The 17,477-nt window shown below is 68.4% G+C and carries 19 protein-coding genes; 11 read left to right on the top strand and 8 right to left on the bottom strand.

Annotation, left to right across the window (positions count from 1 at the left end):
- The first annotated feature begins 118 nt into the window (after nucleotides 1-118).
- Genes FHW84_RS01345 through rimI form a run of 3 tightly spaced genes read left to right on the top strand, consistent with a single transcriptional unit; the run spans nucleotide 119 to nucleotide 1,843 of the window.
- On the top strand, nucleotides 119-892 hold the full coding sequence (locus tag FHW84_RS01345; protein ID WP_167252322.1) for a phosphatidylcholine/phosphatidylserine synthase: 774 nt from the start codon (nucleotides 119-121) through the stop codon (nucleotides 890-892).
- Nucleotides 889-1,368: a hypothetical protein gene (locus FHW84_RS01340; RefSeq protein ID WP_167252321.1), complete on the top strand. Its 480-nt coding sequence runs from the start codon at nucleotides 889-891 to the stop codon at nucleotides 1,366-1,368. Before FHW84_RS01345 ends, FHW84_RS01340 begins: the two co-directional genes overlap by 4 nt.
- A 4-nt stretch (nucleotides 1,369-1,372) precedes the next feature.
- Nucleotides 1,373-1,843 (top strand): ribosomal protein S18-alanine N-acetyltransferase, encoded by a 471-nt coding sequence (rimI, locus tag FHW84_RS01335; protein ID WP_167252320.1) that lies wholly within the window; start codon nucleotides 1,373-1,375, stop codon nucleotides 1,841-1,843.
- A gap of 181 nt (nucleotides 1,844-2,024) precedes the next feature.
- Here rimI and FHW84_RS01330 read toward each other — a convergent pair whose 3' ends face one another.
- From FHW84_RS01330 to FHW84_RS01310, 5 genes are all read right to left on the bottom strand, one after another.
- Entirely contained in the window at nucleotides 2,025-4,832 is a 2,808-nt protein-coding gene (locus FHW84_RS01330) for a valine--tRNA ligase (protein ID WP_167252319.1), read from the bottom strand.
- 327 nt (nucleotides 4,833-5,159) lie between these two features.
- Nucleotides 5,160-6,233, bottom strand: coding sequence for a uroporphyrinogen decarboxylase (gene hemE / locus FHW84_RS01325; protein WP_167252318.1), 1,074 nt, complete (start codon nucleotides 6,231-6,233; stop codon nucleotides 5,160-5,162).
- A gap of 1 nt (nucleotide 6,234) precedes the next feature.
- Nucleotides 6,235-6,495 carry a WGR domain-containing protein gene (locus FHW84_RS01320; protein WP_167252317.1) on the bottom strand — a complete coding sequence of 87 codons (261 nt, stop codon included), beginning with the start codon at nucleotides 6,493-6,495 and terminating at the stop codon, nucleotides 6,235-6,237.
- Nucleotides 6,496-6,561: 66 nt separating this feature from the next.
- Entirely contained in the window at nucleotides 6,562-7,671 is a 1,110-nt protein-coding gene (aroB, locus tag FHW84_RS01315) for a 3-dehydroquinate synthase (protein ID WP_243867807.1), read from the bottom strand.
- The gene (locus tag FHW84_RS01310) at nucleotides 7,668-8,207 is read right to left on the bottom strand and encodes a shikimate kinase (protein ID WP_167252316.1); all 540 of its coding nucleotides are present in this window, start codon (nucleotides 8,205-8,207) and stop codon (nucleotides 7,668-7,670) included. The genes aroB and FHW84_RS01310 overlap by 4 nt, the downstream gene beginning before the upstream one ends.
- Before the next feature lie 26 nt (nucleotides 8,208-8,233).
- On the opposite strand from FHW84_RS01310, the gene FHW84_RS01305 reads away from it, so the two are divergent.
- The 3 genes from FHW84_RS01305 to FHW84_RS01295 all read left to right on the top strand — a co-directional run bounded on the left by FHW84_RS01305 (nucleotide 8,234) and on the right by FHW84_RS01295 (nucleotide 10,423).
- Nucleotides 8,234-9,070 carry an SDR family oxidoreductase gene (locus FHW84_RS01305; RefSeq protein WP_167252315.1) on the top strand — a complete coding sequence of 279 codons (837 nt, stop codon included), beginning with the start codon at nucleotides 8,234-8,236 and terminating at the stop codon, nucleotides 9,068-9,070.
- A 526-nt stretch (nucleotides 9,071-9,596) separates the two neighbouring features.
- On the top strand, nucleotides 9,597-9,938 hold the full coding sequence (locus FHW84_RS01300; protein ID WP_167252314.1) for a heavy metal-binding domain-containing protein: 342 nt from the start codon (nucleotides 9,597-9,599) through the stop codon (nucleotides 9,936-9,938).
- 143 nt (nucleotides 9,939-10,081) lie between these two features.
- Nucleotides 10,082-10,423 carry a YbjQ family protein gene (locus FHW84_RS01295; protein WP_167252313.1) on the top strand — a complete coding sequence of 114 codons (342 nt, stop codon included), beginning with the start codon at nucleotides 10,082-10,084 and terminating at the stop codon, nucleotides 10,421-10,423.
- A gap of 41 nt (nucleotides 10,424-10,464) precedes the next feature.
- Here the strand turns inward: FHW84_RS01295 and FHW84_RS01290 are convergent, their stop codons facing one another.
- Nucleotides 10,465-11,295 carry a kinase gene (locus tag FHW84_RS01290; protein ID WP_167252312.1) on the bottom strand — a complete coding sequence of 277 codons (831 nt, stop codon included), beginning with the start codon at nucleotides 11,293-11,295 and terminating at the stop codon, nucleotides 10,465-10,467.
- 39 nt (nucleotides 11,296-11,334) lie between these two features.
- Here FHW84_RS01290 and pdxH point away from each other — a divergent pair, with 39 nt between their 5' ends.
- Genes pdxH through FHW84_RS01275 form a run of 3 tightly spaced genes read left to right on the top strand, consistent with a single transcriptional unit; the run spans nucleotide 11,335 to nucleotide 13,247 of the window.
- A complete protein-coding gene (gene pdxH, locus FHW84_RS01285) occupies nucleotides 11,335-11,922 on the top strand; it encodes a pyridoxamine 5'-phosphate oxidase (protein ID WP_167252311.1) in 588 nt (195 codons plus the stop codon).
- 41 nt (nucleotides 11,923-11,963) lie between these two features.
- Nucleotides 11,964-12,404 carry a secondary thiamine-phosphate synthase enzyme YjbQ gene (locus FHW84_RS01280; protein WP_167252310.1) on the top strand — a complete coding sequence of 147 codons (441 nt, stop codon included), beginning with the start codon at nucleotides 11,964-11,966 and terminating at the stop codon, nucleotides 12,402-12,404.
- 42 nt (nucleotides 12,405-12,446) lie between these two features.
- The gene (locus tag FHW84_RS01275; protein WP_167252309.1) at nucleotides 12,447-13,247 is read left to right on the top strand and encodes a cobalamin-binding protein; all 801 of its coding nucleotides are present in this window, start codon (nucleotides 12,447-12,449) and stop codon (nucleotides 13,245-13,247) included.
- Between the two features lie 87 nt (nucleotides 13,248-13,334).
- Here the strand turns inward: FHW84_RS01275 and FHW84_RS01270 are convergent, their stop codons facing one another.
- Nucleotides 13,335-13,910, bottom strand: a complete 576-nt coding sequence (locus tag FHW84_RS01270; protein WP_167252308.1) for a YggT family protein — start codon at nucleotides 13,908-13,910, stop codon at nucleotides 13,335-13,337.
- Entirely contained in the window at nucleotides 13,907-14,728 is an 822-nt protein-coding gene (proC, locus tag FHW84_RS01265) for a pyrroline-5-carboxylate reductase (protein ID WP_167252307.1), read from the bottom strand. Before proC ends, FHW84_RS01270 begins: the two co-directional genes overlap by 4 nt.
- Nucleotides 14,729-15,058: 330 nt before the next feature.
- Here proC and FHW84_RS01260 point away from each other — a divergent pair, with 330 nt between their 5' ends.
- Complete coding sequence (locus tag FHW84_RS01260; RefSeq protein WP_167252306.1) at nucleotides 15,059-16,096, top strand: type IV pilus twitching motility protein PilT; 1,038 nt, start codon at nucleotides 15,059-15,061, stop codon at nucleotides 16,094-16,096.
- Between the two features lie 160 nt (nucleotides 16,097-16,256).
- Complete coding sequence (locus FHW84_RS01255) at nucleotides 16,257-17,423, top strand: PilT/PilU family type 4a pilus ATPase (protein ID WP_167252305.1); 1,167 nt, start codon at nucleotides 16,257-16,259, stop codon at nucleotides 17,421-17,423.
- The last annotated feature ends 54 nt before the right edge of the window (nucleotides 17,424-17,477 follow it).

Genomic DNA, 17,477 nt, shown 5'->3' with positions numbered 1-17,477 from the left:
TCCGGGGAAACTGGAAGGCGGGACAGGGCGGAAAAACGTTCGGCGCCCTTGTTAGCACCCGCACGGATAGGACTCAAGCGATGGTTTACACTGCGCGCATTCCGTCACGGATTGATCCATGAGCGAGACCACGCCCGTCCGCCCGCCGCGCCACCGGGGCATCTACCTGCTGCCCAACCTGTTCACCACGGGAGCCATGTTCGCCGGCTTCTACGCGATCGTGGCCAGCATCGGCGGCAGCTACAGCGACGCGGCCATCGCGGTGTTCGTGGCCGCCGTGCTGGACGGCATGGACGGCCGCGTGGCGCGCCTCACCGGTACGCAGAGCGAATTCGGCGTGCAGTACGACTCGCTGTCCGACCTGGTCAGCTTCGGCCTGGCGCCCGCGCTGGTGATGTACACCTGGTCGCTGTCCACGCTCAAAGCCTATGGCCCGCTGTGGGGCAAGCTGGGCTGGGCCGCCGCCTTTATCTATGCCGCCTGCGCGGCGCTGCGCCTGGCCCGCTTCAACACCCAGGTGGGCGTGGCCGACAAGCGCTATTTCCAGGGCCTGGCCAGCCCGGCCGCCGCCGCGGTGTGCATGTCCTTCGTGTGGAGCATGGACAAGTTCGGCGTGGGCGGCGACGAGCTGTGCTTCTTCACCCCGTTCATGGCGGTGCTGGTGGGCCTGCTGATGGTCAGCCGCTTCCGCTACTACAGCTTCAAGTCGCTGCCGATGGGCGAGCGCGACCGCGTGCCGTTCCTGTGGATCATCGTGGGCGTGCTGATCCTGATCCCGTTCCTGGTCGATCCGCCGCGCGTGCTGTTCGTGGTGTTCACCCTGTACCTGCTGTCCGGCCCGGCCCTCACCTTGTGGGGCCGCGCCACCCGCCGCCGCCGCGGAGCGGCATGAGCGCGATGGCGCCGTCCGGTTCCATGCATCGTTCGCGCGTGCTGCGCGCGCTGGGCGTCACCCCGTGGGTGCGGCGCGACGCGCCGTCGATGCCGTCCACGCCCACGGATGATGCGCCCGCCGCGGAAACCGCCGCCGGCCATTGCGTGGTGCTGCTGCCCGCCGGCTGCGAGCCGCGCGCGCTGGACCTGCTCGGCCGCGCGCTGACCGCCTTCGGCCCGGCGCTGGCCCGTGCCGCGCGCATCGAGGTGCGCGACGGGCGCCTCGCCGCCGTGCCGCTGGCCAAGGCCTACCTGGTGTTCGGCGAGGCCCAGGCGCATGCGCTGGGCCGCGAATTGCCCGCGGCGATGCTGCAGCAGGCGCATATCGTGCTGGCCGACGAGCCCGGCGCGGTGCACGGTTCCGGCGCCGGCAAGCGGCGCTTGTGGACGGCGCTGCGCAGCCTGCGCCGCGCCCTGGCCGAGACCGCGGGCTGAGGCCATGGTCGCGGTCGCACGGCCCCATGCCGAAGTCCGCGCCATGCGCCGCGAAGACCTGCCCGGCGTCGCCGCGCTGGAACGCGCTGCCTACGACTTCCCGTGGAGCGAAGGCATCTTCGGCGACTGCCTGAAAGCCGGGCATCCGGCCTGGGTGCTATGGGTGGAAGGCGAGATGGCCGGCTACGGCGTGCTCTCCGTCGCCGCCGGCGAGGCCCACGTGCTCAACCTGTGCATCAGCCAGAACCACCGCGGCCTGGGCCTGGGCCGGCACCTGCTGCGCCGCCTGCTGGACGTGGCGCGCTGGAACGGCGCCGAGCGGGTGTTCCTGGAAGTACGCCCGTCGAATCCGGTGGCGCAGACCTTGTACCGCTCGATCGGCTTCGAGGAGATCGGCCGCCGCCCGAATTACTACCCGGCGAAGCAGGGCAGGGAAGACGCGATCGTCATGGCGCTGGATTTCGCCGCGCCCTGACGCGCTTCTTGCTCCCTCTCCCCTCCGGGGAGAGGGTTGGGGTGAGGGGCCGGGCGGAGCGTTGAGCTGAGGGTCATTACAAGCCCAAAAAGCTTTTGCTCACTCCGTAGAAGCGTTATCGCGAGCACCCGCCCCTCATCTGCCTGCCGGCATCTTCTCCCCGAAGGGGAGAAGAGTTCACTTAGCCAAGCTTCAACAACTGCTCCCGCAACGCACTCAACTGCGTGCCCCAATCCGCAATGCGCTGACGCTCCTGCGCCACCACTTCCGCCGGCGCATTCGCCACGAAGTTGGCATTGCCCAGCTTGCCCTCGCACTTCCTGATCTCGCCTTCGATACGGCCGATCTCCTTGCCCAGGCGCGTCTTCTCCGCGCCCACGTCGATCAGTCCGGCCAGCGGAATCAGCACGCGCATCGAACCCACCACCGCGGCCGCGGCGGCCGGCTCGTCCACGCCGGCGTCGATCCACTGCGGCGCATCCACGCGCGCCAGGAAGGCGATCTGCGCGGCGAACTTCGCCGCGCGCGCGCGATCGGCGGCGTCGCCGTCGGCCAGCAGCAGCGGGATGGTCTTGCCCGGCGCGATATTCATTTCCGAGCGGATGCGGCGGATGCCGCTCAGCACGTTCTTGAACCACTCGACTTCGGCGGTGGCCGCCTCGTCGGCCGCGATGTCGCCGGCCTTCGGCCACGGCCGGCGCAGCAGGGCCGCCTCGGTGAGGCCCAGCAGCGGCGCCACCGACTGCCAGATCTCCTCGGTGATGAACGGCACGATCGGATGCAGCGCGCGCAGCACCGTCTCCAGCACCACCAGCAGGGTGCGGCGGGTGGAAGCGGCGGCGGCCGCGTCGTCGCCGTTGAGCGCCGGCTTGGACAGTTCCAGGAACCAGTCGCAGTACTCGTTCCAGACGAACTCGTACAGCTCCTGCGCGAGCAGGTCGAAGCGGTAGGTAAGGAAGTGCTGTTCGACGTCGCCCAGCGTTTGCTTGAGGCGCGTGAGAATCCAGCGCTCCGCTTCCGTCGCCGGCGGCGTGCCGGCCGCGGCGATGGCGCCGTTCTCCACGTTCATCAGCACGAAGCGCGCGGCGTTCCACAGCTTGTTGCAGAACGCCTTGTAGCCTTCGGCGCGCTTGATGTCGAAATTGATGGTGCGGCTGTAGCTGGCCAGCGCGGCGAAGGTGAAGCGCAGCGCGTCGGTACCGATCGCGGGAATACCGGCCGGGTAATCCTTGCGGATGCGCTTTTCCACTTTCTCGCGCACCTGCGGAATCAGCAGCGACTTGGTCGACTTCTCCACCAGCGGCTCCAGCTCGATGCCGTCGATCAGGTCCAGCGGGTCCAGCGTATTGCCCTTGGACTTGGACATCTTCTGGCCTTCGGCGTCGCGCACGATGGCGTTGATGTACACCTCGCGGAACGGCACCTGGCCGGTGAAGTATTTGGTCGCCATCACCATGCGCGCGACCCAGAAGAAGATGATGTCGAAGCCGGTGACCAGCACCGCGCTGGGCAGGAAGATCTTGTCCGCCTGCCAGTCGGCCACCACTTCGCCGCGCTCGTTCTTCACCGGGCCATCCGCCGGCCAGCCGAGCGTGGAGAACGGCCACAGCGCGGAACTGAACCAGGTGTCCAGCACGTCCTCGTCCTGGCGCAGCGCGCCGACCGGCGGCACCGCGGCATGCGCGCGCGCGTCGGCTTCGTTCTCGCCCACGAAGATGTTGCCGGCCTCGTCGTACCAGGCCGGAATGCGATGGCCCCACCACAGCTGGCGGCTGATGCACCAGTCCTGGATGTTCTCCAGCCACTGCGTGTAGGTGGTGCTCCAGTTCTCCGGCACGAACTTGATCTCGCCCGAGCGCACGGCGTCCAGCGCCGGCTCGGTGATCGCCTTGCGGCCGTGGTCGCTGGTGAGGTCGACGAACCACTGGTCGGTGAGCATCGGCTCGATCACCGCGTCCGAGCGCTGGCTCACCGGCACCTGCAGCTTGTGCGGCTTGGTTTCCACCAGCAGGCCTTCGGTTTCCAGGTCGGCCAGCACGCGCTTGCGCGCTTCGAAGCGGTCGAGGCCGCGGTACTGTTCCGGCGCGTTCTCGTTGACCTTCGCGTCCAGCGTGAAGATGTTGATCGGCGCCAGGTTGTGGCGCTGGCCGATGGCGTAGTCGTTGAAGTCGTGCGCCGGCGTGATCTTGACGAAGCCGGTGCCGAATTCGCGGTCGACGTAGTCGTCGGCGATCACCGGAATCTCGCGGTTCGACAGCGGCAGGCGCAGCATCTTGCCGACCAGGTGCGCGTAGCGCTCGTCTTCCGGGTGCACCGCCACGGCGACGTCGCCGAGCATGGTTTCCGGACGCGTGGTGGCGACGACGACGCTGTCGCTGTTGTCCACCGTGTAATAGCGGATCGACCACAGGTGGCCGTCGCGCTCCACGTTGTTCACTTCCAGGTCCGACACGGCGGTGCCCAGCGCCGGGTCCCAGTTCACCAGGCGGTTGCCGCGATAGATCAGCCCCGCGCGGAACCACTCCACGAACACCTTGCGCACCGCGGACGACAGCCCCTCGTCCATGGTGAAGCGCTCGCGCGACCAGTCGGCGGCGACGCCCAGCCGCCGCATCTGGTTGGTGATGGTGGAGCCGGATTCCTCCTTCCACTGCCACACGCGCTCGACGAAGGCCTCGCGCCCCAGGTCGTGGCGGGTCTGCCCGGCGGCGGCGAGCTGGTTCTCCACGATCTTCTGCGTGGCGATGCCCGCATGGTCGGTGCCCACCTGCCACAGCGTGTTGAGGCCGCGCATGCGCTGGTAGCGGATCAGCATGTCCATCACGGTCTGCTGGAACGCATGGCCCATGTGCAGGGTGCCGGTGACGTTTGGCGGCGGCAGCAGGATGCAGTACGGCTCGCCGCGTCCCGAAGGCTTGAAGTCGCCACTGGCTTCCCAGCGCGCATACCACTTCGACTCGATCTGGCGGGGCTCGAAACTCTTGTCCATCGGGGGCTCGTCATGGCGCGCCGGGGCGGGCGCGTGGGTGGGAACGGGGTAAAGACCCTGGATTGTAAGGGTGGGGGCTGGGGGCTGCCAAAAACAGGCTGGGGCGGACCTGCCTGGATGGGAACCCTTCTCCCGCTGGGGAGTACGCGGGGAGGGCACAGGGATGTGCCCGGCTCTGAGGAGCGAGGAAGGTGGCGGCAGCGGGATGAGGGGTCGGGGCTCGCGGCGGGAGATCGACAGGGCGGGGCTGGCTTGCTGCTCCCGCTTCTGCGCTCCGGCCGACCCCTCACCCCAGCCCTCTCCCCGGAGGGGAGAGGGGGTACGTCTTTAGACCTTTTCGCGTACTACGCGGCCATAGGCATGCACTTCATCCACCAGCACCTTCACGTGCTCCGGATCCACCTCCGGCGTAATCCCGTGCCCCAGGTTGAACACATGGCCCGGGTGGTTGCCGAAGCTGTCCAGCACGGCGCGCGCCTCGCGGCGGATGGTCTCGGGGTTGGAACGCAGCACGGCGGGGTCGAGGTTGCCCTGCAGGGCCACGCGGCCGCCGACGGCGGCGCGGGCGTCGGCCAGGTCGATGGTCCAGTCCACGCCCAGGGCGGCGCAGCCGGTGTCGGCCATGGCGGGCAGGTGGCGGTGGGCGCCCTTGGAGAACAGGATCACCGGCAGCTCGCGCGCCTGCGCGTCGGCCTTCAGCGCATCGACCACCTGGGCCATATAGCGCAGCGAGAACTCGCGGTACGGCGCGGGGCCGAGCATACCGCCCCAGGTGTCGAACACCATCAGCGCCTGCGCGCCGGCCGCGGCCTGCGCGGCGAGATAGGCGGCCACCGAGCGGGCCAGCGTATCGAGCAACTGGTGCGCGAGCTTCGGCTCGTTCCAGCACATGGCCTTGAGCGTGGCGAAATCGCGCGAGCCTTCGCCTTCGACCATGTAGCAGGCCAGCGTCCACGGGCTGCCGGAGAAGCCGATCAGCGGCACGCGGCCGTGCAGCTCGCGGCGGATCGTGCGCACCGCATCCATCACGTAGCGCAGCTCGCCGTCCATGTCGGGCACGCCGAGCTTGTCGACGTCGGCCCGCGTGCGCACCGGATGCGCGAACTGCGGACCCTCGCCCTGCGCGAAGCTGAGCCCCAGGCCCATCGCGTCGGGAATGGTGAGGATGTCGGAGAACAGGATCGCCGCATCCAGGTCGAAGCGCTCCAGCGGCTGCAGGGTCACTTCGCAGGCCAGTTCCGGCGACTGCGCCAGCGCCATGAAGCTGCCGGCGCGGGCGCGGGTGGCGCGGTATTCCGGCAGGTAGCGGCCGGCCTGGCGCATCACCCAGATCGGGGTGGTGTCGGTGGGTTCGCGGCGCAGGGCGCGCAGGAAGCGGTCGTTCTTCAGGGGTTCGCTCATTTCAACGTCCGTACGGGCCGTCCATGCCCTGGCTGAACATCAGGCGGTAGCCGCGCTTGAGCTGCGCGTCGCGCGCCTTCTCGAACGCCGCGATGGCGTCGTCGCGCTCCAGGAATTGCTCGCGCTTGAGGCTGGCCTTGCCGCCCTGCACGCCGGTCTCGCGGTACAGCGTCCAGCCGCCGAGCAGATCCTGCTCCAGCACGATCTGGACGTAGCGGGGCGCTTCGCCGGAGCTGGGCGCGGTTTGCAGGTAGAGGCGCATGGAGGGCTGCATGGTGGATAGGGGGCGGTGGGCCGCGAGTTGGGCATTCTAGCCAGAAGGCGGGCCTCAGGCCGAAGTCGCCTCGCGCAGCGTGGCCAGTACTTCGCCTTCGTCCACCCCGCCGACGATCTCCGCCCGCCCGATGCCGCGCCACAGGATCAGCCGCAGCGTGCCGGCGGTGTTCTTCTTGTCCAGGCGCATCAGGGCGAGCAGGGCCTGCGGGTCCATGCCGGCGGGAATCGCGGTGGGCAGGCCCAGCCGTTCCAGCAGGCGCTGCAGGCGCGCGGTATCCGCCGCGACGCTCATGCCCAGCCGCTCGGACAGGCGCGCGGCCAGCAGCATGCCGACCGCCACGCCTTCGCCATGCAGCAGGGCGGTGTACTTGCCGGCGGTTTCCAGCGCGTGGCCGAAGGTGTGGCCCAGGTTGAGCAATGCACGTTCGCCTTGTTCGGTTTCGTCGCGGGCCACCACGCCGGCCTTGTACTGCACCTTGCGCGCGATCGCCTCGACCAGCGGCGCGGTGTCGCGCGCGGCCAGTGCGTCGGCCTGCTGTTCCAGCCATTCGAAGAACGGCAGGTCGCCGATCGCCGCGCCCTTCACCACTTCGGCCAGGCCGGCGCGGTATTCGCGCTGCGGCAGGGTGGCGAGGGTGTCGATGTCGGCCACCACCGCGCGCGGCTGGTGGAAGGCGCCGACCAGGTTCTTGCCGGCCGGCAGGTTCACGCCGGTCTTGCCGCCGACGGAGGAATCGACCATGGCCAGCAGGGTGGTCGGCATCTGGATGAAGTCGATGCCGCGCATCCAGCAGGCCGCGCTGAAGCCGGCCAGGTCGCCGACCACGCCGCCGCCCAGCGCCACCACGCAGGCGTCGCGGGTGGCGCCCAGCTGGGCCAGTGCGTCCAGTGCGCGGCCCACGTTGTCGAAGGTCTTGTGCGCCTCGCCGTCGTCGAGCAGGAAGGCCGACCACTGCAGGCCTTCCAGCCCCGCGGCCACGCGCTCCAGATACAGCGGCGCCACCGTGGTGTTGCTGATCACCAGCGCATGGCGGCCGCGCAGCATGGCGCGCCAGCGCGCGCGGTCGCCGAGCAGGCCGGGGCCGATCCATACGGGATATGCGCGCTCGCCGAGGGCGACGTCGATGCTGCGCGGGGAAGAGGTGTGGTGGTTCATGCTCATGCGGCCTGCTGGCGCTGCCAGTGCTGGTCGATCAGGGCGATGCTGCGTTCGCTGGCGGCGAGCACGAGTTCGTGCTCGCCGGGGATCACCAGGTCGGCGACATCGGCATACAGCGGCGTGCGGATGCCCGCCATGGATTCAAGCTTCGCGCGGCGGTCCTCGCCGGCCAGCAGCGGGCGGCTGCGGTCGCGGGCCAGGCGTTCGAGCTGCTGCTCCACCGTGGCCTGCAGCCACAGCACGTAGCCGCGCTCGGCCAGCAGCCGGCGGTTGGCCGGGTCCAGCACGGCGCCGGCGCCGGTGGCCAGCAGCACGCCGCGGCGCGCGCTGCACGCATCCAGCAGGGTGCTTTCGCGGCGGCGGAAGCCGGCCTCGCCTTCCAGTTCGAACACGGTGCTCACGGTGGTGCCGCAATGGCGCTCGATTTCCTGGTCGAGATCCAGGAACTCCAGCCCATAATGCGCCGCCAGCCGCCGGCCGATCGACGTCTTGCCGGCGCCGGTCGGACCGACCATGAACAGGTTGCACGAGGGATTCATATGCCGACTTTAACAGCAGGCCACGCATGACCGGACGGGTGCTGCTGGCCGGATGCGGCGATCTTGGGCTGCGCGTGGCGCAGCGTCTGCTGGCGCGCGGCGACGAGGTATGGGCGCTGCGGCGTTCACCTGTGCGTGACGGCGAGCATGGTGTGCGCTGGGTGCGCGGCGATCTGACGCAGCCGGAGAGTCTGCGCGCGCTGCCGGAGGGGATCACCCGGGTGGTGTATGCGCCGACGCCCGGGGTGCGCGAGGAGGCCGCGTATCGCGCGGTCTTCGTCGATGGCTTGAAGGGTCTGCTCGGGGCGCTGTCCGCCGCGCCGCTGGAACGCGTGCTGTTTGTTTCTTCCAGCGCGGTCTATGGCGAGCATGGCGATGCCTGGGTGGACGAAGAGACGCCGCCGTCGCCGCCGGGTTTCAACGGCCGCGTGTTGCTGGAAGCGGAGCGGTGGCTCGCCGCGCAGAGCGTGCCGTCGATCAGCCTGCGCCTGGCGGGGATCTATGGGCCGGGGCGCATGCAGTTGCTCGAACGCTTGCGCGCGGGCGAGGCGCGGGTGCCGCGGGATCCGCCGCATTGGTCGAATCGTATTCATGTGGATGATGCGGCGGGGGCGGTCGTGCATTTGCTGAGTGTGGCTGCGCCGGAGCGCGTGTATGTCGGCGTGGACGATGCGCCGTTGCCGATGCATGTGTTGTATGAGCACCTTGCAGGGTTGATGGGGGCGCCGTGTCCGGCGGATGGGGGGGCGCCGCTGGGGGTTGGCAGCAAGCGGTTGAGTAATGCGCGGTTGCGGGGGAGTGGGTTTGTGGTTGGGTGGCCGGATGCGCGGGAGGGGTATCGCGCGTTGCTGCGGGGGGCGTGATGGGGAGGGCCCGTCATCCCGGCGTAGGCCGGGATCCAGTAACGGTATCGCTTGGTTTTCGCGTTATCGCGAATGGGCCGCTTATGCAGCGGGCATTTCGGACGCCTGCCGGCGCCCGAGTCACTTTCTCTTTGCTGGCTCAAAGAGAAAGTAACCAAAGAGAAATAGCCTCAGAGCAAAGGCTCGCGACGCGACTAGAAGGAGCGGTGGGCGGCCGCGGTAACCTGATTAACCTGGGTCTACACGAAACGGCAGTGCGTTTACGTAACGCGTGCTTCAACGTGCCGTTGCCGAGAGGACGTTCAAGAACCAGGGCCAGCTTTTGTTCTTCGTTCCTGCCTACCTCACCACTACACCCCTCTCCCCTCCGGGGAGAGGGCAGGGTGAGGGGCCGGGTGGGGCGGGGTGCGATGGCTGAAAGCTTTTTCGCCTGCTTTTATAGAAATCCGGCCCTCGTCAGGTGGCACATCCCGAGCCTACGAGGCTATGGGAACATCGGCGCTTCACCACCACCAAGGAGCGATCCATGGCACACGTTTCTCCGAATATGGTCACCACCGGCAACGAGCTGCCGGGTTATCGCGTCGTGCGGCCGATGGGTATCGTGCGGGGGATTACCGTGCGGTCGCGCAGCATCGTCGGGAATCTGGGGGCGGCGCTGCAGACGCTGGTCGGCGGCAATATCTCGATTTATACCGAGTTGTGCGAGAAGGCGCGCGAGGAAGCGTTCGAGCTGATGTTGCAGCATGCGGGGCAGCACGGTGCCAATGCGGTGGTGGCGATGCGGTATGACGCCAACGACGTGGCGGAAGGCGTTACCGAGGTGCTGGCGTATGGGACGGCGGTGCTGGTCGAGCCGCTCACCTGAGGCTGCGGTGCCGCGCGGGGTTCGCAGGCGACCGGAAAGCGTCGCCTGTCGACCGGATGCCGGGTTCAAAAATCTTCTGGCATACGTCCCGCGGCTGGAGGCCATGAAAGCATCCGCGCTCCATTCATCGAAAAGGAGTGCGCATGTCTCATATCCGCTTGCATCTGATCAGCACCGGCAATGATCTGCCGGGCTACCGCGTCGTCCGCCCCTTGGGCATCGCGCGCGGACTTACCGTGCGCTCGCGCAGCATTGTCGGTACTTTGGGCGCGAGCCTGCAGACGCTGATCGGCGGCAATATTTCGCTGTATGCCGATCTGTGCGAGAAGGCGCGCAGGGAAGCATTCGAGTCGATGCTTCGACATGCTGGGGACTTGGGTGCCAACGCCGTGGTGGCGATGCGCTATGACGCCAACGAGGTCATGGCCGGGGTGACCGAGGTGCTGGCTTACGGCACCGCCGTGATGGTCGAACCCTTGTCCTGAGCCGGATGCGCGGGCCATGCCAGGCCCGCGCGCCGCCGGCTTCAGAAATGGCTGAGCCCGGTGACGTGCCGCTGCGTGTCGTACTCCACGCAGGTGTCGGCCAGTGCGGGCAGGATGGCCAGGGCGTGGCGGCTCAGGCGTTCGAAGTGGGCGAGGAAGTGTTCCATCGCGTTCGCGTCCATGGCCAGCGGCGCATGGCGGGCGAGCAGTTCCTCTTCCTGCTGGCTGCGCCACTGGCGCACCACTTCCCAGTTCGGCGCCTGCAGCACCACCAGCGCGTCCAGCTTGCGCCATAGCGGCTGGTAGCCGCGCAGCTGCTTGTTGACCCAGTGGCGCCAGGTGCCGTCGGGGTCTTCGTCGCGTTCCATGGCATTGACGGGCTCGTCCAGCGCCGACTGCAGCTGCGGCTTGATGCCCAGCGCCCAGCCTTCCAGCACGATGAGCTTGGGCGGGCGGGTAATCCGGGGCCAGCGCGAGGGCGGCATGCGCGTGTCGCGGCCCTTGTCGAAGCGCGGATAGGTGACCGGCAGCTTCTCCGACGCATGCGGCAGGGCGGCCAGCACCGACATCAGCAATTCGATCTCATGCGTGCCGGGCACGCCGCGGGTCTTCAGCAGCGGATGGATCTGGTGGGCGAGCGATTCGCGCTCGCTGCGGCTGTAATAGAAGTCGTCCAGCGCCAGCACCTCGGTGGCCAGGCCGCGCGCCTCGGCCTGGGCCTTCACCTCCCGCGCCAGGGTGCTCTTGCCGCTGCCCTGCAGGCCGGAGATGCCCAGCAGGTAGGGCCGCCGCGAGCGGGCGATGCGGCCGGCGTACTGATCCAGCAGGAGTCCCGCCAGGGTCGAATTCTGCGTGATAGCATCGTTAACCATCCGCGCATGATGACGCGCGCCGGCCACGATTCAAGACCCATGCTGAAACCCGAAATCCTCGAGACCTTCCAACAGCTGCTGGAGGGTGCCCGGGCCAGCGGCGACCCCGAGCCCACCGCCATGACGCTCGCCACCGCCGACGCCGGCGGCCGCGTGAGCTCGCGGGTGGTGCTGCTCAAGGGCGCCGACGAGCGCGGCTTCCGTTTCTTCACCAACTACCAGAGCGACAAGGGCAGCGAGCTCGAAGCGCATCCGCAGGTGGCGCTGTGCTTCCACTGGAAGCTGTTGCGCGACGGTGTGCAGGTGCGCATCGAAGGCGCCGCGCGCAAGCTGATGGAAGAGGAGTCGGATGCCTACTTCGCCAGCCGCCCGCGCCTGAGCCAGATCGGTGCCTGGGCCTCGCTGCAGTCGCAGACCCTGCCGGACCGCGACACCTTCGAACAGCGCGTGGCGCGCTACGAGCAGGAGTTCGATGGCCGCGACGTCACGCGTCCGCCGCACTGGGGCGGCTATGTGGTGGAGCCGGACATGATCGAGTTCTGGTACGGCGCGCAATACCGCCTGCACGAACGCGTCCGCTGGAGCCGCCACGGCCAGACCTGGACGCACCGCATGCTTTATCCCTGAAGCTTGCGCCGCAAGCTTTATCCCTGGAGGAGACTGCAGCCATGACCCGAGCCGCGCCCGCCGGACACGTCGCCCAGCAAGGCTTCACCGTGCATACGCGCGGCCGCGGTTTCAGCGAGATCACCGACAAGGTGACCGAGGCGGTCATGGCGGCGGGCGTGCATACCGGCATCGCCCACGTCTTCACCACGCACACCAGCTGCTCGCTGCTGATCAGCGAGAACGCCGACCCCGCGGTGCGCGACGACCTGGAGCGCTGGTTTGCCCGCGCCGTGCCCGACGGCGACGCGATCTTCCGGCATGACGCCGAAGGCCCGGACGACATGCCGGCGCACGTGCGCTCCATCCTCACCGGCGTCAGCCTCACCTTGCCGGTGCACGGCGGCAAGCTGCTGCTGGGCACCTGGCAGGGTGTGTACCTGTGGGAGCACCGGCACGATCCGCACCAGCGCAAGGTCACCGTGACCGTGCTGGGCCACTGAGCCGCACCTGCGCTTTCACCCCGCGCTTTTTTCGCCGAGACCATGTCCACCGACGCATTTCCGCACCGCATCGTCTGCCTCACCGAAGAACCCACCGAGGTCCTCTACGCGCTGGGCGAGGAGCACCGCATCGTCGGCATCTCCGGCTTTACCGTGCGGCCGGCGCGGGCGCGCAAGGAGAAGCCGAAGGTGTCGGCTTTCACCAGCGCCAAGATCGGCGAGATCCTGAAGCTGGAGCCGGACCTGGTGATCGGGTTCTCCGACATGCAGGCCGACATCGCGCGCGAGCTGATCAAGGCCGGCGTGGAAGTGTGGATCAGCAACCATCGCAGCGTGGACGGCATCCTGGCCTATATCCGCCGGCTCGGCGCGATGGTGGGCGCGGGCGCCAAGGCCGAGGCCTATGCGCAGGAAGCCGAACGCCATATCGCGAAGATCCGCGCGGCCGCCGAAGCGCTGCCGAAGCATCCGCGCGTCTATTTCGAGGAGTGGGACGAGCCGCTGATCACCGGCATCCGCTGGGTGGCCGAGCTGGTGCGCATCGCCGGTGGCGAGGACGTGTTTCCGCATCAATCCGGCGAGTCGCTGGCCAAGCACCGCATCCTGGCCGATCCCGGCGAGGTGGTGCGCGCGGCGCCGGAGGTGATCTTCGGCTCGTGGTGCGGCAAGCGCTTCCGGCCCGAGAACGTGGCCGCAAGGCCGGGCTGGGACGCGATCCCGGCGGTGCGCAGCGGCGACGTGGTGGAGATCAAGTCGCCGATCATCCTGCAGCCGGGGCCGGCCGCGCTGTTCGACGGGCTCAGCGAAATGCATCGGCATATCGCCGCCTGGGCCGCGAAATAGCGGCGTAGGTTGGGGTAAGCGCAGCGCACCCCAACGCCATCGCCACGTTGGGGTGCGCTGCGCTTACCCCAACCTGCGCCGATGGCGTCAGCGCCCCAGCGCGAGCTGCACGCCCAGCGCGGTAAGCGGCGCGGCCACCAGGATGCGCAGCAGCACCAGCACGATCACCGCGATCCACGGCGAGAAATCCAGTCCGCCGGCCACCAGCTTGCCGCGCAGCGGACGCAGCACCGGCGCCACCAGGTTGCCGACCAGGCGCAGCGCGGGGTGGCGCTGGTCCATCGGGAACAGGCTCAGCAGCGACCAGATGAAGATCAGCACCAGGTAGGTGAGCAGCACGAAGTCGAGCAGGTCGGCCAGGCCCAGCACCAGCAGGCCGAGCGGATCGGGCGCCTGCCCGTAGAGCGCGAACGTCACCAGCCGCTGCAGCAGCATCAGCACCCACAGCAGCAGCACGCAGGCCAGGTTGATGCGACGCCAGTTCGGCAGCACGCGGCGCAGCGGCGCCAGCACCGGATTGGTGTAGCGGTAGAGGAACTGGCTCAGCGGATTGTTGAAGTCCGCGCGCGTGGCCTCGGCCAGCAGGCGCAGCAGGAACAGCGTGCAGACCGCGCCGAAGACGAGGTCGACCAGGAAGGAAACGGCATTCAGCAGATAGCTCACGGGGCGTCATCCAGGGCGGCGGCCAGTTCCTCGCCGCGGCGGGTAGCGGCGGCGACGGCGCGCGCCACCATGCGCGGCAGCCCGTCGGCGCTGAAGCTTTCGAGCGCGGCCTGGGTGGTGCCGTTGGGCGAGGTCACCCGGCGGCGCAGCTCGGACGGGTCCTCGCCGCTTTCGGCCAGCATGCGGCCGGCGCCCAGGCAGGTCTGCGCGGCCAGCGCGCGCGCGGTTTCGCGCGGCATGCCCTGGGCCACGGCGGCGTCTTCCAGCGCTTCGACCAGGGCGAAGAAATAGGCCGGGCCGGAACCGGACAGCGCGGTCACCGTATCCATCAGCGACTCGTCTTCCAGCCAGCGGGTGAGGCCGGCGGCGTCCAGGATGCGCTGCGCCACGGCACGCTGCGGCGGGCTGACCCGGCTGTTGGCGCACAGGCCGGTGGCGCCGGCGCCGATCAGGGCCGGCGTATTGGGCATGCAGCGCACGATCGGCAGGGCGCCGAACCAGCGTTCGAGCTGGTCGATGCGCACGCCGGCGGCGATCGAGATCAGCAGCGGGCGATGCTGGCGCAGCACGTCCTGCAGTTCGGCGCGCAGCGCCGGCATCACCTGCGGCTTCACCGCCAGCAGCACCACTTCGGCTTCGGCCGCGGCGGGCCGGGCATCGGCATAGCAGGCCACGCCGAATTCGCGGCCCAGCTCCTGGCGCGCCTCGGCGCGCGGCTCGGCCACGCTGACGGAGGAGGCCGCGATCCCGGTCTTGAGCAGGCCGCCGATCAGGCTGCGCGCCATGTTGCCTCCGCCGATGAAAGCGATGCGGGTCATGCGGGTTCCTTGGGGGACGTGGGGGCCATACCTTACCCGTAGGTTGGGGTGAGCGCAGCGAACCCCCAACGGACGCCGCCGGATCATCCGGGTTCGGGTCCTGGCTGCGTTGGGGTTCGCCTGCGGCTCACCCCAGCCTACGGCGCCATTACGGGGTTATCACTTTCAAACATCGGCCACCCGAAAGACTGGCTCCTGTCGCCGCGCCGCGAGTAGTATCGGGCCGCTGCGAGGGGGACCCGCCAGGGTGGCAGCGCTCAGGCCGAGCCAGGCCGCCCGCGACCGTTCCCCACGCCGTACCGCCCAAAGTGAACGCTCGAAGGGGAACGCATGGATATCGCCGAACTACTGGCCTTCTCGGTGAAGAACAAGGCGTCGGACTTGCACCTGTCCGCCGGCCTGCCGCCGATGATCCGCGTGGACGGCGACGTCAGGCGCATCAACATCCCGGCGCTGGAGCACAAGCAGGTGCACGCGCTGATCTACGACATCATGTCGGACAAGCAGCGCCGCGACTACGAGGAATTCCTCGAGGTCGACTTCTCCTTCGAGATCCCCGGCCTGGCCCGCTTCCGCGTCAACGCGTTCAACCAGAACCGCGGCGCCGGCAGCGTGTTCCGTACCATTCCGTCCGAAGTGCTGACCCTGGAAGACCTCGGCGCCCCGCGCATCTTCCGCGAGCTGATCGAGCAGCCGCAGGGCCTGATCCTGGTCACCGGCCCGACCGGTTCGGGCAAGTCCACCACGCTGGCGGCGATGGTCGACCACATCAACAAGAACGAATACGGCCACATCCTCACCATCGAGGACCCGATCGAATTCGTGCACACCTCGCAGAAGTGCCTGGTCAACCAGCGCGAGGTGCACCGCGACACCCACGGCTTCAACGAGGCGCTGCGCTCGGCGCTGCGCGAAGACCCGGACTTCATCCTGGTGGGCGAGCTGCGCGACCTGGAAACCATCCGCCTGGCGCTGACCGCCGCGGAAACCGGCCACCTGGTGTTCGGCACCCTGCATACCAGCTCGGCGGCCAAGACCATCGACCGCATCATCGACGTGTTCCCCGCCGGCGAGAAGCCGATGGTGCGCTCGATGCTGTCCGAATCGCTGCGCGCGGTGATCTCGCAGTCGCTGCTGAAGAAGGTGGGCGGCGGCCGCATGGCGGCGCACGAGATCATGGTCGGCATCCCGGCCATCCGCAACCTGATCCGCGAGGACAAGGTGGCGCAGATGTACTCCTCCATCCAGACCGGCCAGCAGTACGGCATGCAGACCCTCGACCAGAACCTGCAGGACCTGGTCAAGCGCGGCCTGATCACGCGCCAGCAGGCCGCGGCGTACGCCAGGAACAAAGAGGTTTTCAAGTGAAAACGGGAACGGGGAACGGGGAACGGGGAACATGGTGCTTGTCGCGAGCCTTGGCACGCGCGCGCCGTGAGGTGCGGTTGAAGCAGTGCGCCGCGCTCCGTGATGCCCTTCAAGTTCCCCGTTCCCCGTTCCCCGTTCCCCGCTCCAAGGGAGCCACGCCATGAGCGACTTCGACTTCACCTCCTTCCTCAAGCTGATGGTCCACAAGAAGGCCTCGGACCTGTTCATCACCGCCGGCGTCGCGCCGTCGATGAAGGTGCAGGGCCGCATCGTGCCGATCACGCAGAGCCCGCTGTCGGCGCAGCAGTCGCGCGACATGGTGCTCAACGTGATGACGCCTTCGCAGCGCGAGGAGTTCGAAAAGACCCACGAATGCCAGTTCGCCATCTCGGCGCAGGGCGTGGGCCGCTTCCGCGTGTCGTGCTTCTACCAGCGCAACTGCGTGGGCATGGTGCTGCGCCGGATCGAGTCCAAGATCCCGACCATCGAGGAGCTGAGCCTGCCGCCGGTGATCAAGCAGCTGGCCATGACCAAGCGCGGCATCATCATCTTCGTCGGCGGCACCGGCACCGGTAAGTCCACCTCGCTGGCCTCGATGATCGGCTACCGCAACGCCAACTCGACCGGGCACATCATCACCATCGAGGACCCGATCGAATACGTGCACAAGCACGAGGGCTGCATCATCACGCAGCGCGAGCTGGGCATCGACACCGACAGCTGGGACAACGCGCTGAAGAACACCCTGCGCCAGGCGCCGGACGTGATCATGATCGGCGAGGTGCGTACGCGCGAAACGATGGAACACGCCATCAACTTCTCCGAAACCGGCCACCTGTGCCTGTGCACCCTGCACGCCAACAACGCCAACCAGGCGATGGACCGCATCCTGCACTTCTTCCCGGAAGACCGGCGCGCGCAGCTGTTCATGGACCTGTCGCTGAACCTCAAGGGCGTGGTCGCGCAGCAGCTCATTCCCACGCCGGACGGCAAGGCGCGCCGCGTGGCGGTGGAGATTCTGCTGGGCACGCCGCTGGTGCAGGACTACATCCGCCAGGGCGAGATCCACAAGCTCAAGGAAGTGATGAAGGAATCGACCAACCTCGGCATGAAGACCTTCGACCAGAGCCTGGTCGAGCTCTATCACGCCGGCGAGATCTCCTACGAGGACGCGCTGCGCCACGCCGACAGCTCCAACGAAGTGCGCCTGCGCATCAAGCTGGCCCAGGGCGGCGACGCGCACACGCTGTCGCAGGGCCTGGATGGCGTGGAGCTGGAAGAGACGCGCGACACCAACCAGCTGGGCGGCGGCATGCTGTATCGCTGACGCGGCGCGTTACCGGTCGCTGCAAAAAGAAAGGAGCCCGCGGGCTCCTTTCTC

It is taken from the genome of Dyella sp. SG562, from assembly GCF_011759495.1.
Taxonomy (GTDB): Bacteria; Pseudomonadota; Gammaproteobacteria; order Xanthomonadales; family Rhodanobacteraceae; genus Dyella_D; species Dyella_D marensis.
Note: the sequence above shows the minus strand (reverse complement) of the source record. Positions and strands in the feature narration are given on the sequence as shown.